At 71.6% G+C, this 14,790-nt stretch carries 15 protein-coding genes; 5 read left to right on the top strand and 10 right to left on the bottom strand.

Annotated features, from left to right (window positions below):
- The first annotated feature begins 210 nt into the window (after positions 1 to 210).
- The gene (locus ABEA24_RS49225; RefSeq protein WP_345442729.1) at positions 211 to 1,383 is read left to right on the top strand and encodes an ROK family transcriptional regulator; all 1,173 of its coding nucleotides are present in this window, start codon (positions 211 to 213) and stop codon (positions 1,381 to 1,383) included.
- 118 nt (positions 1,384 to 1,501) lie between these two features.
- Positions 1,502 to 3,748, top strand: coding sequence for a glycoside hydrolase family 3 N-terminal domain-containing protein (locus ABEA24_RS49220; RefSeq protein ID WP_345442727.1), 2,247 nt, complete (start codon positions 1,502 to 1,504; stop codon positions 3,746 to 3,748).
- A gap of 77 nt (positions 3,749 to 3,825) precedes the next feature.
- Here ABEA24_RS49220 and ABEA24_RS49215 read toward each other — a convergent pair whose 3' ends face one another.
- From ABEA24_RS49215 to ABEA24_RS49200, 4 genes are all read right to left on the bottom strand, one after another.
- A complete protein-coding gene (locus ABEA24_RS49215) occupies positions 3,826 to 4,215 on the bottom strand; it encodes a PPOX class F420-dependent oxidoreductase (RefSeq protein WP_345442726.1) in 390 nt (129 codons plus the stop codon).
- Between the two features lie 96 nt (positions 4,216 to 4,311).
- The gene (locus ABEA24_RS49210; protein WP_425551336.1) at positions 4,312 to 4,965 is read right to left on the bottom strand and encodes a CatB-related O-acetyltransferase; all 654 of its coding nucleotides are present in this window, start codon (positions 4,963 to 4,965) and stop codon (positions 4,312 to 4,314) included.
- Between the two features lie 82 nt (positions 4,966 to 5,047).
- On the bottom strand, positions 5,048 to 5,419 hold the full coding sequence (locus tag ABEA24_RS49205; protein WP_345442722.1) for an ATP-binding cassette domain-containing protein: 372 nt from the start codon (positions 5,417 to 5,419) through the stop codon (positions 5,048 to 5,050).
- Positions 5,416 to 5,646 carry a hypothetical protein gene (locus ABEA24_RS49200; RefSeq protein ID WP_345442720.1) on the bottom strand — a complete coding sequence of 77 codons (231 nt, stop codon included), beginning with the start codon at positions 5,644 to 5,646 and terminating at the stop codon, positions 5,416 to 5,418. The genes ABEA24_RS49205 and ABEA24_RS49200 overlap by 4 nt, the downstream gene beginning before the upstream one ends.
- Before the next feature lie 78 nt (positions 5,647 to 5,724).
- On the opposite strand from ABEA24_RS49200, the gene ABEA24_RS49195 reads away from it, so the two are divergent.
- A complete protein-coding gene (locus ABEA24_RS49195; RefSeq protein WP_345442718.1) occupies positions 5,725 to 6,108 on the top strand; it encodes a hypothetical protein in 384 nt (127 codons plus the stop codon).
- Between the two features lie 325 nt (positions 6,109 to 6,433).
- On the opposite strand, the gene ABEA24_RS49190 is transcribed toward ABEA24_RS49195, so the two are convergent.
- Positions 6,434 to 7,705: an MFS transporter gene (locus ABEA24_RS49190; protein WP_345442716.1), complete on the bottom strand. Its 1,272-nt coding sequence runs from the start codon at positions 7,703 to 7,705 to the stop codon at positions 6,434 to 6,436.
- Between the two features lie 108 nt (positions 7,706 to 7,813).
- On the opposite strand from ABEA24_RS49190, the gene ABEA24_RS49185 reads away from it, so the two are divergent.
- Both ABEA24_RS49185 and ABEA24_RS49180 read left to right on the top strand, forming a co-directional pair.
- On the top strand, positions 7,814 to 8,695 hold the full coding sequence (locus ABEA24_RS49185) for a LysR family transcriptional regulator (RefSeq protein ID WP_345442714.1): 882 nt from the start codon (positions 7,814 to 7,816) through the stop codon (positions 8,693 to 8,695).
- A 125-nt stretch (positions 8,696 to 8,820) separates the two neighbouring features.
- Positions 8,821 to 9,606, top strand: coding sequence for a polysaccharide deacetylase family protein (locus tag ABEA24_RS49180; protein ID WP_345442712.1), 786 nt, complete (start codon positions 8,821 to 8,823; stop codon positions 9,604 to 9,606).
- A 171-nt stretch (positions 9,607 to 9,777) separates the two neighbouring features.
- On the opposite strand, the gene ABEA24_RS49175 is transcribed toward ABEA24_RS49180, so the two are convergent.
- The 5 genes from ABEA24_RS49175 to rplU form a co-directional block, all read right to left on the bottom strand.
- Entirely contained in the window at positions 9,778 to 11,040 is a 1,263-nt protein-coding gene (locus ABEA24_RS49175) for a glutamate-5-semialdehyde dehydrogenase (RefSeq protein ID WP_345442710.1), read from the bottom strand.
- 28 nt (positions 11,041 to 11,068) lie between these two features.
- Positions 11,069 to 12,199 carry a glutamate 5-kinase gene (proB, locus tag ABEA24_RS49170; RefSeq protein WP_345442708.1) on the bottom strand — a complete coding sequence of 377 codons (1,131 nt, stop codon included), beginning with the start codon at positions 12,197 to 12,199 and terminating at the stop codon, positions 11,069 to 11,071.
- A 27-nt stretch (positions 12,200 to 12,226) separates the two neighbouring features.
- Positions 12,227 to 13,657 carry a GTPase ObgE gene (gene obgE / locus ABEA24_RS49165; protein WP_345442706.1) on the bottom strand — a complete coding sequence of 477 codons (1,431 nt, stop codon included), beginning with the start codon at positions 13,655 to 13,657 and terminating at the stop codon, positions 12,227 to 12,229.
- Positions 13,658 to 13,743: 86 nt separating this feature from the next.
- Positions 13,744 to 14,001: a 50S ribosomal protein L27 gene (rpmA, locus tag ABEA24_RS49160; RefSeq protein WP_345442704.1), complete on the bottom strand. Its 258-nt coding sequence runs from the start codon at positions 13,999 to 14,001 to the stop codon at positions 13,744 to 13,746.
- 9 nt (positions 14,002 to 14,010) lie between these two features.
- Entirely contained in the window at positions 14,011 to 14,325 is a 315-nt protein-coding gene (gene rplU, locus ABEA24_RS49155; protein WP_345442702.1) for a 50S ribosomal protein L21, read from the bottom strand.
- Positions 14,326 to 14,790 lie beyond the last annotated feature (465 nt).

Genomic DNA, 14,790 nt, shown 5'->3' with positions numbered 1-14,790 from the left:
GGTGGATCTCCGTCCGGCTGCGCGGTGTCCAGAGCGCGCCTCGCCGCGTTGTCGTCGGTCGCCAGCCAACACCAGGCTGACTCCCTCCTCCGCCTTGCGAGGCACACTCTGGACACCGCTCGCTACGAACAAGACCCACCGGACACGCCCTACCGGCACGGAGTTTCCGCGTAACCTTGGGTTCACTTCTTGAACACTCGAGGGGACTCCATGGCGAGGCCAGGCTCATCCGCGACCCCGGGATCGCAGTCGTCGCTCCGAGAGGCGAACCAGCGGCGGGTGATCCAGGCGGTGCGCGCCGCCGGGACGCCCACCCAGGCCGAGATCGCCCGCAGCACGGGGCTGTCGCGGGCCACCGTCTCCAACATCGTGCGGGAGCTGTCGGCGGACGGCATGCTGGTCACGACGCCGACGTCGGCGGGCGGCCGCCGGGCCCGTGCGGTGTCCCTGGCACCCTCCGCCGGGCTGGCCGTCGGCGTGGACTTCGGCCACGCGCACCTGCGCGTGGCGATCGGCAACCTCGCCCGCGAGGTCGTCGCCGAGCGGACGATGCCCCTGGACGTCGGCGCGTCGGCGGCCGACGGGCTCGCGGCGGCCGAGCGCCTGGTGGACGAGCTGCTCACCACCGTGGACGCGGCGCGGGCCGACGTGCTGGGGATCGGGCTCGGCGTGCCGGGGCCGATCGACGCGGCCAGCGGCACCCTCGGATCCAGCACCATCCTGCCCGGCTGGGCGGGCATCGAGGCGGCCGAGGAGGCCCGGCGCCGTTTCGGCCGCCCGGTGCACGTGGACAACGACGCCAACCTCGGCGCGCTGGCCGAGGTGACGTGGGGCGCCGCACGTGGCCACGCCGACGCCGCCTACATCAAGATCAGCACGGGGGTCGGGGCGGGCATCGTCATCGGCGGCCGGGTGTACCACGGGCCGGGCGGGACGGCCGGCGAGATCGGGCACATCACGCTGAACGAGGACGGCCCCATGTGCCGCTGCGGCAACCGAGGCTGCCTGGAGACCTACGCCGGCGGCCGCTACCTCGCCGAGTTGCTGCGGCCGACGCACGGCGACGGCCTGACGACGACGCGGATCGTGGAGCTGGCGCTGTCCGGGGACGCCCCGTGCCGCCGGGCGGTCGGCGACGCCGGCCGGTATGTCGGCACCGGCGTGGCCAGCCTGTGCAACCTGCTCAACCCCCGCCTGGTCGTGGTCGGCGGCGACCTGGCCCGGGCGGGGAACCTCCTGCTGGAGCCGATGCTGGAGGCCGTACGGCGCTCGGCCGTCTCCAGCGCCGCCGCGCTCGTGTCGATCGTGCCCGGTGTGCTGGGCGACCGGGCGGAGGTCCTCGGGGCGTTGGCGCTGGTCATGAACGCCTGGGAAATCGTTTAACTAGTGAACGCACGTGGCACACTTTGGCCAGATCTTAATTCAGGTCTTGATTTGATCTTGGTGTTGGGTCTTTGATCACAGGGCTTCGTCCCTCCTGACCCCGCCTGGAGCACGCTTCATGAGACTCCGGATCAAGGCCGCCCGTATCGGGACGGCCATGGCGATCACCGTGTCAGGCCTGGCCCTGACCGCGACCGGCGCCAGCAGCGCCCAGTCGCCCTACCTCGACCCGCACGCCTCCGTCTCCACCCGTGTCGCCGACCTCCTCAAGCGCATGACGATCGAGGAGAAGGTCGGCCAGCTCGCCCAGCCCGCCGTCGTGAACATGCAGGGCGGATGCCAGTGGTCCGGCGGCCCCCTGACCGAGTCCTGCATGCAGCACGTCCTCGGCGACCTGAAGGTCGGCTCGGTGCTGTCCGGGGGCGGCGAGACCCCGGTGAACAACACGCCGAAGGACTGGGCCGAGATGGTGAACACGGTCCAGAAGTTCGCCATCGACCACTCGCGGCTGCACATCCCGATCGTGTACGGCGTGGACGCGGTGCACGGGCACAACAACGTGCTCGGCGCGACCAAGTTCCCCCAGCAGATCGGCGTCGGCGCGACGTGGGACCCGCAGCTCTCCCAGGCGATGGGCGAGTCGACGGCCCGCGCGGTCAAGGCGACCGGCCCGCAGTGGGACTTCGCGCCGGTCCAGGACATCGCGCGCGACACCCGGTGGGGCCGCTACTACGAGACCTACTCCGAGGACCCCTACCTCGCCGGCGCGCTCGGCGCGGCCAACATCCAGGGCCTGCAGAAGACCGGACAGGTCAGCGCGACGGTGAAGCACTTCGCCGGGTACTCCCAGCCGTTCGCCGGCCACGACCGCTCCGAGGCCCACCTCGACCCGCGCTACTTCCAGGACACGTTCCTGCCGTCGTACAAGGCGGCGGTGGACGCGGGCGCCGACACGGTGATGGTCAACTCCGGGTCGGTCAACGGCATCCCGGCGCACGCGTCGCACTACCTGCTCACCGACCTGCTGCGCCGCCAGTGGGGCTTCAAGGGCGTCGTGGTCAGTGACTGGAACGACGTCGACGCGCTGCGGACGTCGTACCATCTGACCGACACCTACGCGGGCGCGGTGGCCATCGCGATCAACGCGGGCGTCGACATGGGCATGCTGCCGCCCGGTGAGGTCGACGGGTTCGTGCAGGGCCTGCTGGACGACGTCAAGACCGGCAAGGTCACCGAGCGCCGCCTCGACCAGGCCGTGTCCCGGGTCCTCGCCCTGAAGTTCAAGCTCGGCCTGTTCGAGCACCCGTACGTCGACCCGTCCAAGGCCGACGCGGCCGTGCTGGGCACCGACAAGGACCTGGCCGTCCGGGCCGCGACCGAGTCGCAGACCCTGCTGAAGAACGACGGCAACGTACTGCCCCTGTCGACCGGCACCGGCAAGGTCGTCGTGACCGGCCCGAGCGCCGACTCGATCCCGAACCAGGACGGCGGCTGGACCATCCAGTGGCAGGGCATCCCGAGCGGCGTCAACGACCCGGGTGTGACCGTCTACCAGGGCATCAAGAACGTCATCGGGGACCACGCCAAGCTCGTCGCGAAGGCGGACGACGCGGTCGACCAGACCAAGGACGCCGACGCGGCGATCGTGGTCGTGGGCGACAAGCCCGGCGCCGAGGGCGTCAACGACCAGGAGCAGCCCGAGCTCGCCGCCGACCAGCAGGACCTCGTCGACCGCCTGCAGGCCACCGGAAAGCCGGTGATCGTGGTGGTCGTCGCCGACCGGCCGCTGGTACTCGGTAAGGCGGCCGACGCCAAGCAGCTGCTCATGACGTGGCTGCCCGGCAGCGAGGGCGGCACCGCCGTGGCGAACGTGCTGTTCGGCAAGGCCAACCCGAGCGGACGGCTCCCGGTGTCCTGGCCGAAGACCACCGGCGACGAGCCGATGTTCTACCAGCAGCTGCCGGGCACGAACAGCGGCACCAGCTCCGGCTACGACCCGCTGTTCGCCTTCGGCGCCGGCCTGTCCTACACGACGTACGCGGTGCAGGGCGTGACGGTGTCCGGCGGGAGCACGGTGAAGGTGTCGGTGAAGGTCGCCAACACCGGTTCGCGGGACGGCGACTTCGTGGTGCCGGTGTTCGCCCAGCAGCCGGTCAGCCGGATCATCGCCCCGCCGAACCGCCTCGTCGCCTTCACCCGGGTGCCGCTCAAGGCGGGCGAGTCGACCACCGTGTCGCTGTCCTTCCCCCGGTCCCGCCTCGCCGTGACCCAGGGCGACATCGACGGCTCGGGCACCCGCGCGGTGCTCCCGGGCCTGTACAAGATCGTCGCCGGCGACAAGTCCGCCGACCTGACGATCAACTGACCGAACCGGCCGCAGGCCGCGACTGATCACGAAGAGGCCGCGGGGCGATCGTCGATCGCCTCGCGGCCTTCACGTTTTCATACCGTACGGCTCGCTCGCGGCCCATCGAGATTCCACGAGACGATCTTGGTGGGTGTGATCCTGATCATCTCTCGAGACATGCCGGGCACGGGTGGCTCCTGGTCGGTCAGCGCCATTGCCTCGCCTCGGATCTCGATGCCCCGGGGCGCCCAGGGATCGATCGTCGCCAGGTCGTCCACGACGAACGCGACCGTGCTGCCCTGCTGGACGTTCCGGAACTTCTTCGACCTGCCCATCGCGCCCCCGCCGATGAAGATCGTGCCGGTGCCGGCATCGAGGTAGAAATTGGTCGGGTTGTTCTGCACCTGCCCGTCGGGCGAGACCGTGGCCAGCCGCCCGATGTGCTGCGTGGCCAGATAGTCGAGTTCAGCCTGAGTGAAGGTCATATGTGTCGGTCCTTCCGTAAGATGTCGTCGGCCACGGTGGAGGTCGACGTGTTGAGGATGCCGTCGAACTGAGACCGATGCGGGAACGCGGGTGGATCACCGATCCGGGAACGCGGGTGCCGCGTTCTCCAGGTCGTCGATACTGCCGGACATGATCGCGCGGACGTGTTCGGTGATGTGCTGAAGCGGCCAGTCCCACCAGGCCAGGGCCAGGAGGCGGTCGATGTCCACGTCGCTGTAGCGGCGGCGGATGAGCCGGGCCGGGTTGCCGCCGACGATGCCGTAGTCGGGGACGTCGTCGACGACGACGGAACCGGAGGCGATGATCGCTCCGTGGCCGATGCGGACGCCGGGCATCACCGCGGCCTGGTAGCCGAGCCAGACGTCGTTGCCGACCACGGTGTCGCCCCGTCCGGGCAGGCCGGTGATGAGGTCGAAGTGCTCGGCCCAGGAACCGCCCATGATCGGGAACGGGAATGTCGAGGGGCCGTCCATGCGGTGGTTGGCGCCGTTCATGATGAACCGCACGCCTTCGGCCAGCGCGCAGAACTTCCCGATGACCAGTTTTTCCGGCCCGTAGTGGTACAGCACGTTACGGGTCTCGAAGGCGGTCGGATCATCAGGGTCGTCGTAGTAAGAGAACTCCCCGACCTCGATCAGCGGCGAAGTGATCAGCGGTTTCAGCAGCACCACACGCGGCTGCTCAGGCATGGGATGCACCACGGTCGGGTCGGTGGGAACAGCCGGCATCACGGATCGTTTCCTCTCTGAGGAGATGTCTGCGGGCTTGGAGAAGGTCAGGCCTTGGCACAGGATGCCGTTGTCGCCCGCATCACGAGGTGGGCGCCTGTCGGCCCCGGCGCAGCCGGCGATCGTAGCCGACGACGGGGCGCCGTCGGAGCAGCTTCCGGACCCTCGGCGGCTCTTGTGGGAGATGGCCGACCCTGTTGCGGTGGGTGACGCTCCCGCTGTCGGAGGCGACTTCTCCGGTCAGGACGCGGAGCAGGGCGCTCCCGTTCAGCCCCGCGATCAGCAGGAACTCGCCTGTCGCTCCCCGATCGGGCCGTTCGCGCCCGGCTGGCAGGCGCAGCAAGGTGGTCTTGGCGGATCCGTTCTCACCGACGATCCCTGTCAGTGCCCCGCGCGGCGAGCTGCGGGTTGGCAGGGCGTCTCCGAACCGTCGGCCTGAGCTGTTCAACTTCACCGTGCCACTTCGGCGGACCCGTGCCCGTCGACCCGCCCGGGCATGGGTGGTTTTGTCGCCGTGAACGAGCCACACTTCTCGGCGAGCGACGGCACCACCCTCTTGGCCTGGGAGGCGAGGTTGACGAGTTCGAGCACCATCGATCCCGGTGGCCCAGGCCCGGACAGCGGCCGGTCCTGGTGGCAGCCGCCGGCGAAGCCCGCGGTGACGAAACACCAGCCCGACAATGGGTAGTTGTTTAGTTGCTTAGCGTGATAGCTCGTAGGGGTCGGACACTCCCGAGACATTCGAGACAGGAAACCCCCATGCGAGGTATCGTCACGGCGCTCGGCGCCCTGCCCATCATCGGCCTGCTCACGCTGGCCGCCCCCGCAGCCAACGGAACACCGGCCATCGACGGCCAGCAGCACGCCAACCCCCACCCGGTGCAGCCCGCTGCAGCGCAGGTCCGCCAGGATCTGCCGGCCTACACCTGCGACACGGTCGAACGCATCCGCGGCACGGACGGATACGCCGGTCTTGGGCGCTGCACGACGTCCGACAACCTCCCTCAGCAAGGCCGCATCACCGTGTCGTTCATCATCCGTGCGCGCCAGGGCTATCCCTCCGCCGTCTCCTGCAGCGTCGCCTCAATATTTAGGGGATACGCCTACCTCCCCGAAGCCGTCGAGGGGGAGTACTGCCGATAGCCCCGCACCCGATCACCACCCCGGCCCGCGAGGCGGCCACCGCAGCACGAGCCGCCTCACAGCGCCGAGCAACCAAAACCGCTGTCACGCCATCGACCAGGCCCGCGCGACCCACAGCGCGGGCCCTTTCACGGTCTACCCCGGGACACATGTCGCTGCTTGCCCCATGCGCTCGCCGACGGTGCCCGAACACACCAACATCGGGCCCGACACTGACATCTGGCCACCCCGGCACCTGAGGGCCGTGCCGCCCCAGCTGTGTGAGCTGCAAGTGTCCGGCCCTCTGGTCCAGGGATCGACAGGAGAGGAACCCACGACTTCCGCGTCAGGAGCGGCGGCCGCCGATCGCCAGGATGAGGCCCGCCACCAGGCAGAGGGCCGCCGCCGCAGCGAACGCCGTCCCGGCCGCGAGCCCGCCCATCACGGCGACGCCGAGCGTGGCGCCGACCTGGCGTACCGCGTTCAGCAGGCCGCTCGCCACACCGGCCGCGCCCTCGGGCGCCGCCTGCACGACTCCCGTGACGAGGGCGGGCAGGGAGAAGGACACGCCGAAGCCGATCAGAAGCATGCCCAGCCACGGCACCGGGGCGGCGGTGAGGCAGCCGAGGGTCAGCAGCGTCAGCCCGGCCAGCACCGGTGGACGCGGCCCGTACCGCGCCACCAGCCGACCGGTCACCAGCGGATTGAACGCGGTCGGCAGCGTCAGCGGCAGGAACGCCAGGCCGGTGGCCACCGGCCCGAGGTGACGCTGCAGCGACAGGGTGAGCACGAACAGGCCGCCCGACAGCGCGAAGTTCACCGCCGCACCCGCGACGAGACCACGGCGAACGCCCGGTTCGGCCACCACCGCGCCCGGCACGGCCGGGGACGCGCTGCGCCGTTCCACCAGGAACATGACCACCGCCAGGACGCCAGCCGCGATCGCCGACACCGCACGGCGGTCGATGACGGCGTCCGTGAGCGCCGCCAGGAACGCGCACGCCACGAGCTGCGCCCGCCAGTCCAGGCCACGCCCGGTCGCCGGCACGCGGACGCCACGTACCAGCACCAGACTCAGCAGCGCCACCGGGACGTTGGCGAGGAACACCGCCCGCCACCCCCCGACCGAGACCAGGAGCCCGCCCGCGACCGGCCCGGTCGCCAGCGCGCACCCGGTGATCGCCGCCCACGCGCCGAGGGCGCGGCCGCGATCGGCCGGGTCCGGGTACAGGCGGGCGATGATCGCGAGGGAGCTGGGCAGGCACAGCGCGCCCGCCACGCCGAGCAGCGCACGCAGGACGACGAGGACCGGCAGCGTCTGCGCCGCCGCGCTGAGCAGCGACAGCACGCCGAACGCGACGACACCGGCGGCGAACACCCGGTGCGCACCGAACCGGTCCGCGACCGCCCCGGCGGTGAGCAACAGCGCCGCGAACGTCACCGTGTAGCCGGTGACCGCCCACTGCAGCCCGGCGACCCCGCCGCCGAGCGAGGCGTGCAGGTCGGGCAGGGCGACGGTCAGGACGGTGGTGTCCAGCAAGACCATGAAATAGCCGAGCGACAGGCCGAACAACCGGCTCGCCCGGGACATCGTGACGGTTTCGGAAGACGAGACCACGTTGCGACTCCAGGAGAATGGGATGCGACCACCCTCACGTCGCCCGCCGCGCTCCTCCACCGGCGACGGCGAACCCCTCGTTCGGCGAAACCGAAAGGCCAGGTCAGCGTGGAACTCCGGCAGTTGCGCACCTTCCTCGCCGTCGCCGCCGAAGGGACGGTCACCGACGCGGCGACCGCGGTCGAGCTCGCGCCCTCCTCGGTCTCGGAGCAGGTGCGCGCGCTGGAACGGTCGCTCGGCGTCGCCCTGTTCGACCGGACGCCGGACGGCATGCGCCTGACGGACGCCGGACGGCGCATGACGGTCTGGGCCCGGCGGCTCCTCGACCAGGCGGACCAGGCGCGCCGCGAGGTGACCGGCCGACCGCCCGTCGTACGGCTCGGGGCACTGGAGACGCTGGCCGCCACGCTGTTCCCCGGCATCGTCGCCCGGCTCGCGGCCCGCCGCCCGGACCTAGGTGTCGAGATCTCGCCGCTCAACCGCCGCGAGATCCTCACCGGCATCGACGCGGGATCCCTCGACGCCGGACTGCTCCTGGACAGCGGGCCGGCCCTGGGCGGCCTCGGATTCGACGCGCCCACGCGGCTGGACTTCCTCGACGTGGAGGACGTGCCGCTGGCGTTCGTCACCGCTCCCGGAACCTCCGATGAGCGGCTGCTGGTCACGCCTCCCGGCTGTTCCTTCCGCATGGTCGCCGACCGGGTGCTCGGCGTCGACGGCGAGCGCACCGAACTCGCCTCGGTCACCGTGATCCACGGATGGGTGCGCCGGGGTCTCGGCGCGGCCGTGCTGCCGGAGTTCGCCGTCGCCGAGGATCTCGCCTCGGGCGTTCTCGTACGGCATCCGGTGGAGACGCCGGACATCGCGCTGCGCCTCGTCTGGCGGGCCGATCGCGAGGAGGCCGTCCGCGAACTGCTGTACGCCGCGACCGGGGCCGTGCGGGACGACGGGCGTCCGACGCGCCGACCCGGGGACTCCGGTCGCCGCTGAGAACCGCCCTGGTGGCCACATCCGGCGCGATTAGTTAAAAAGCGGAAAAACGCCTCGCTCAGCGGTCCTCATGATCAGGACACTTCACGGGTTCGCCCCGTTGCTCGTGAAGTGAGGAACCCCCCATGCCCGGAGGAAGACCGGCCGCACTCCGCCGGCCCGTCGCCCTGCTCGGAACCGCGATCGCCCTGCTCGCCGCCGCCCTCTCCGCGACACCCGCGCACGCCGCACCCCGCGCGGCGACGCCCGGCACAGCACTCGGCGCAACCGCGCCGGCCCCCCGCACGCGCGGCGTGCCGGGAAGCCGCCCCGAGACGCACGGCGGGACGAGCCGCGTCGGCTCCCGCAAGGCCAAGGTCGTCTACCTGACCTTCGACGACGGACCGGGGCCGTACACCTCGAAGGTGCTCAAGGTCCTCAGCAGGTACGGCGCCCGGGCCACCTTCTTCGAGATCGGCCAGAACGTCGTCCGCCACCCGAGCCTGACCAGGAAGGTGATCGCGCAGGGCGGGAGCGTGCAGAACCACACCTGGTCCCATCCCGACCTGACCAGGGTCTCGGCCAGCGTCTTCCGGTCCCAGGTCATCCGGACCGACCACGCGATCCACGCGGCCATCGGCCGGACTCCGAAGTGCCTGCGCCCGCCGTACGGGGCGGTGAACCACAGCGTCTACGCCCGGGCGCGAGCGCTGCACAAGAAGGTCGTCCTATGGACGGTCGACCCACAGGACTGGGCGCGGCCGGGCACGTCCGCGATCGTCCATCGTGTCCTCACCCATGTACGCCCCGGCTCCGTCGTCATCATGCACGACGGCGGCGGGAACCGCAGCCAGACCGTGGCGGCCCTGCCGAAGATCCTCAAGGCGCTCAAGAAGCGCGGATACACCTTCCAGCTGATCGCCTGCGGTTGAGCGCCATCGGGTCACTGCCGCGCTCACCTCCTCACTCGCTCCGCGGCCGGCTCGTACCTCGCCGGCCGCATGCTGGTCTCCAGCCCCCTGTCGGGGGCCCACCCCCAACCTCGCTCGCTCGTCGGCTCGCCGCGGTGGCCGTCACGGACGACGGCCACCGACCTCGTACGCTCAGGCGCCCTTGAGGTGGCCGTCGCCGGTGACGACGTACTTCGTCGAGGTCAGCTCGGGCAGGCCCATCGGGCCGCGGGCGTGCAGTTTCTGGGTGGAGATGCCGATCTCCGCGCCGAATCCGAACTCCTCGCCGTCGGTGAACCGCGTCGAGGCGTTGACCATGACGGCGGCGGAGTCGACGAGCGCCGTGAAACGCCGGGCGGCCGACTGGGAGGTCGTGACGATCGCCTCGGTGTGCGCCGAGCCGTACCGGCGGATGTGCGCGACGGCGTCGTCGAGCGAGTCGACGACGGCGGCGGCGAGGTCGAGGGAGAGGTACTCGGTGCCCCAGTCCTCCTCGGTCGCCTCGACGACGGTCGCCCCCTCGCCGGCGTGCGCGCGGATCGCGGCGTCGCCGTGCACGGTCACGCCCTTCTCGCCCAGCGCCCGCAGCGCGCGCGGCAGGAAGGCCTCGGCGATGTCGCGGTGCACGAGGACCGTCTCGGCGGCGTTGCAGACCGAGGGGCGCTGCGTCTTGGCGTTGATCAGGATTCCCACGGCCATGTCCAGGTCGGCGTCCGCGTCGACGTACACGTGGCAGTTGCCGGTGCCCGTCTCGATGACCGGCACCGTCGACTCCTCGACCACCGAGTTGATCAGCGAGGCCCCGCCGCGGGGGATGAGCACGTCGACCAGGCCGCGGGCCCGCATCAGGTGCTTGACCGAGTCGCGGTCGCGGCCGGGCACCAGCTGGATCGCGTCGGCCGGCAGGCCGGCGAGCGCCGAGCGCATCACCTCGACCAGCGCGGTGTTGGATTCGTACGCCGAGGAGGAGCCCCGGAGCAGCACCGCGTTGCCGCTCTTGAGCGTGAGCGCGGCGGCGTCGACGGTGACGTTCGGGCGGCCCTCGTAGATGATGCCGACCACGCCGAGCGGGACCCGCACCTGCCGCAGCTCCAGGCCGTTCGGCAGCGTGTAGCCGCGAACCGACTCCCCTACCGGGTCCGGCAGGGACGCCACGTGACGGACGGCCGCGGCGATGGCGGCGACCCGGTCGGTGGTCAGGCTGAGCCGGTCGATCATGTACTCGGACGTGCCGTCCTCGCGGGCCCGGGCCACGTCGGCGGCGTTGGCCTCGACGATCTCCGCGGAGCGGGCCACGAGGGCGTCCGCGATGGCGTGCAGCGCGGCGTCCTTGACGGCGCGCGGCAGCGGGGCCAGCTCGGCGGCGGCCTGCCGGGCGCGCCGCGCCACCTCGAGAACCTGCTCCTGGGTGCCCATCTCTCCTCCTCCTGACCCCGCACCGGCCTCAGGGCCGCCGGGCCGCCGCTTCCTCGGTGACCAGGACGACGAGGTCGTCCCGGTGGATGATCTCGCGTTCGTACTCCGGGCCGAGCTCCCGCGCCAGCCAGCGTGTCGACCTGCCCATCAGGTCGGGGATCTCCGCCGCGTCGTAGTTCACCAGTCCGCGGGCGACGACACGGCCCTCGTCGTCGCACATGTCGACGGGGTCGCCCGCGCTGAAGTCGCCCTCCACGCCGGTCACGCCGGCGGGCAGCAGGGACTTGCGGCGGTGGACCACAGCCTCGACCGCTCCCGGGTCGAGGCGGAGCCGTCCCTGCCCGGTCGTGGCATGCGCCAGCCAGAGCCTCCGGGTGGACGGCTGGACGCCGGCGGGGTGGAAGTACGTTCCGACGTTCTCCCCCGCCAGGGCCGCCCCGGCCGAGTCGGCGTTGGTCAGGACGACCGGGACGCCGGCGATGCGGGCCGCCTCCACCTTGGTCACCATGCCGCCGGTGCCGACGCGCCCGGAGCCGCCCAGGCGTACGCCGTCCAGGTCGGCCGGCTCACGGACGTCCTCGATCCGCCGGGCGCCCGGCTCGCGCGGGTCGCCGGTGTAGAGCGCGTCCACGTCGGACAGCAGGATCAACGCGTCCGCGCGGATGAGGTGCGCGACGAGGGCGGCGAGCCGGTCATTGTCCCCGAAGCGGATCTCATCGGTGGCGACGGTGTCGTTCTCGTTGACGATCGGCACGAACCCGAAGGCGAGGAGCTGTTCGAGGGTGCGCTGAGCGTTGCGGTGGTGCGAGCGGCGCATCATGTCGTCGGCGGTCAGCAGGACCTGCCCGACGCCCAGGCCGTACCGCGCGAACGACGCGGTGTACCGGGCGACCAGGAGCCCCTGCCCCACGCTCGCGGCGGCCTGCTGGAGCGCCAGGTCGCGGGGGCGGTCCGGCAGGCCGAGCGGCCCGAGCCCGGCGGCGATCGCGCCGGAGGAGACGAACACGACCTCGCGCCGGCCGTCGGCCCGGCTCCACCGGGCGAGCACGTCGACGAGCGCGTCGATCCGGGCGGAGTCGATCGAGCCGTCGGGGGTCGTCAGCGAGGACGACCCGGCCTTGACGACGATCCGCCGCGCCTGTACCACAGCCTCACGCACGGCCCCGTCCCCCTTGGTGGTTCACCGTCACCGGCCCTCCAGGCGCCGGTCGGTGCCGCGACGGCCGAGACCGCTGTCGGATCCGGCGAGCACCTCGGGCTCCCAGTCGAAGACGATCGACTCGTCCTCGGTGCCGATGTACACGGTGGCCCCCGATTCGGCGCCGGCCTCGGCGAGGCGCTGCTCGACACCGAGGCGGGCGAGCCGGTCGGCGAGGTAGCCGACCGCCTCGTCGTTGGTGAAGTCGGTCTGCCGGAGCCAGCGCAGCGGCTTCTCGCCCGTGACGAGGTAGGTGTCGTCGCCGAGCGGGCGCACCTCGAAGTCGGCGCCGCCGACGGGCTCGGGCCGGATGACGAGCCGGGTGGCCTCCTCCACCGGCTGCGCGGCGCGGTGCGCCGCGACCATCTCGGCCATCGCGAAGCTCAGCTCGCGCAGGCCCTCGTGGGTCGCGGCCGACACCTCGAAGACCGTCAGGCCGCGCTTCTCGAACTCGGGGCGGACCAGCTCGGCCAGGTCCCGCCCATCGGGCACGTCGACCTTGTTGAGCACGACCAGGCGCGGGCGGTCGGACAGCGGCTCGTCGCCCAGCGAGTCGTACGCGCGGAGCTCGGCCTCGATCACCTCGAAGTCCGAGATCGGGTCGCGGCCCGGCTCCAGTGTCGCGCAGTCGAGGACGTGCACGAGCGTGGAGGCCCGCTCGATGTGGCGCAGGAACTGCAGGCCGAGACCCCGGCCCTCACTGGCGCCCTCGATCAGCCCCGGGACGTCGGCGACGGTGTAGACGACCTCGCCCGCGCTGACTACTCCGAGGTTGGGGGTGAGCGTGGTGAAGGGATAGTCGGCGATCTTCGGCTTGGCGGCCGAGATCGCCGCGATCAGCGACGACTTGCCCGCGCTGGGGAACCCGACCAGCGCGACGTCCGCGACAGTCTTCAGCTCCAGTACGACGTCGAGCTCGTCGCCCGGCTCGCCGAGCAGCGCGAACCCGGGCGCCTTGCGCTTGGCGGACGCCAGGGCGGCGTTGCCCAGGCCGCCGTGGCCGCCCTGGGCGATGACGAACCGGGTGCCGGCACCGACGAGGTCCGCGAGCACCTCGCCGTCGGCGGTCTTGACGACCGTGCCGTTCGGCACGGGCAGCACGAGGTCGCCGCCGTTGGCGCCGTTCTTGTTCGACCCCTGCCCCTGCTTCCCGCCGGTGGCCTTGCGGCTCGGCCGGTGGTGGTAGTCGAGCAGGCTCGCGGTGCTGGGGTCGACCTCCAGGATGACGTCGCCGCCGCGCCCACCGTTGCCGCCGTCCGGCCCGCCGAGCGGCTTGAACTTCTCCCGGTGTACGGAGGCGCAGCCGTGCCCGCCGTTGCCAGCCTGGACGTGCAGGACCACCCGGTCGATGAACTGCGCCCCCGGCGGCCCCGAATGACCGCGCCGCACCGGCGCCGACGGGAGCGTCTCGTCCGGCATGTCCCTCACCCTTCATTGAAAAAACGACGAGGGCGGGCCGATCAACGGCCCGCCCTCGTCCGGAAAACCCTGTCGCGTCGGCGGACCTACTCCGCCGGCGGGACGATGCTCACGGCGCGACGGCCACGGTAGCGGCGGAACTCGACCGCACCCGCGACCAGCGCGAACAGCGTGTCGTCGCCGCCACGGCCCACACCCGGACCCGGGTGGAAGTGGGTGCCGCGCTGCCGGACGATGATCTCGCCGGCGTTGACGAGCTGGCCGCCGAACCGCTTGACGCCGAGCCGCTGGGCATTGGAGTCACGGCCGTTACGGCTGGACGAGGCGCCCTTCTTGTGTGCCATGTCTGCGACCTACTTTCCGGCCTTGATACCGGTGACCTTGACCTGGGTGTACGGCTGGCGGTGACCCATGCGCCGCTTGTACCCGGTCTTGTTCCGGTAGTGCATGATGTTGATCTTCGGGCCCTTGGTCGCGCCAAGGATCTCGGCGGTGACCGTGTACTTGGCCACCTCGCCGGGCGCGCTGACGACGTTGTCGCCGTCAACGACGAGCACGGCCGGGAGCGTCACCGTCGAGCCGACCTCACCGGCCACCTTGTCGACGGTGAGCACATCGTCGACGGCCACCTTCTCCTGCCTGCCGCCGCAACGGACGATCGCGTACACCGCGGAACCTTTCCTTTGCGTGCCTCGGGCACGACTAACCGAACAAGCTCATCTCGGAAGCTGCAGCCCGCTCCCACCGAATGCCGGGGGCCTCGGGCGCGCTAACAACGGCGCGGGAAAGCGCCGGATATCTAGAGTACCGGATCCTGCGGGCGGAGGTCGAACCGGCGGACCTTCGGCGCCTACCCGGCGGATGGGGCGGCCTCGGAGCCCCTCGGCCGCTCCCCCGGGAGGCGTCCCGGCCGCTCCCGGAAGCGTCCGGCCGGGGGCCGCGTGGGGAGCCCGCCGCAGGCAGACCACCGCGAACGGCCATGGGTCCGGCGGGAGCCGCGTGGTCGGCGCATCGCCCTTCGCCCGCTGCTTCCCGCGCGGACGGCTCATCGCCCCGCACCTGCTGGTTCCCGCGCGGACGGCCGCACGGCGGAACGGCGTGCGCAGCGACGGGCCGCCGCCGATCGGCGGCGG

This window comes from Actinoallomurus vinaceus (assembly GCF_039542055.1).
GTDB classification, from domain to species: domain Bacteria; phylum Actinomycetota; class Actinomycetes; order Streptosporangiales; family Streptosporangiaceae; genus Actinoallomurus; species Actinoallomurus vinaceus.
The sequence above is the reverse complement of the archived record's forward strand: the minus strand, read 5'-3'. Positions and strand labels throughout refer to the sequence as shown.

Excerpts from the sequence above, each read along its gene's own strand:
- ABEA24_RS49180 (WP_345442712.1), top strand. The coding sequence starts at position 8,821 with ATGCCCGGAGGAAGACCGGCCGCACTCCGCCGGCCCGTCGCCCTGCTC.
- ABEA24_RS49215 (WP_345442726.1), bottom strand. The coding sequence starts at position 4,215 with ATGACCTTCACTCAGGCTGAACTCGACTATCTGGCCACGCAGCACATC.
- ABEA24_RS49210 (WP_425551336.1), bottom strand. The coding sequence starts at position 4,965 with ATGCCGGCTGTTCCCACCGACCCGACCGTGGTGCATCCCATGCCTGAG.
- ABEA24_RS49220 (WP_345442727.1), top strand. The coding sequence starts at position 1,502 with ATGAGACTCCGGATCAAGGCCGCCCGTATCGGGACGGCCATGGCGATC.
- rpmA (WP_345442704.1), bottom strand. The coding sequence starts at position 14,001 with ATGGCACACAAGAAGGGCGCCTCGTCCAGCCGTAACGGCCGTGACTCC.
- ABEA24_RS49195 (WP_345442718.1), top strand. The coding sequence starts at position 5,725 with ATGCGAGGTATCGTCACGGCGCTCGGCGCCCTGCCCATCATCGGCCTG.
- ABEA24_RS49225 (WP_345442729.1), top strand. The coding sequence starts at position 211 with ATGGCGAGGCCAGGCTCATCCGCGACCCCGGGATCGCAGTCGTCGCTC.
- ABEA24_RS49175 (WP_345442710.1), bottom strand. The coding sequence starts at position 11,040 with ATGGGCACCCAGGAGCAGGTTCTCGAGGTGGCGCGGCGCGCCCGGCAG.
- obgE (WP_345442706.1), bottom strand. The coding sequence starts at position 13,657 with ATGCCGGACGAGACGCTCCCGTCGGCGCCGGTGCGGCGCGGTCATTCG.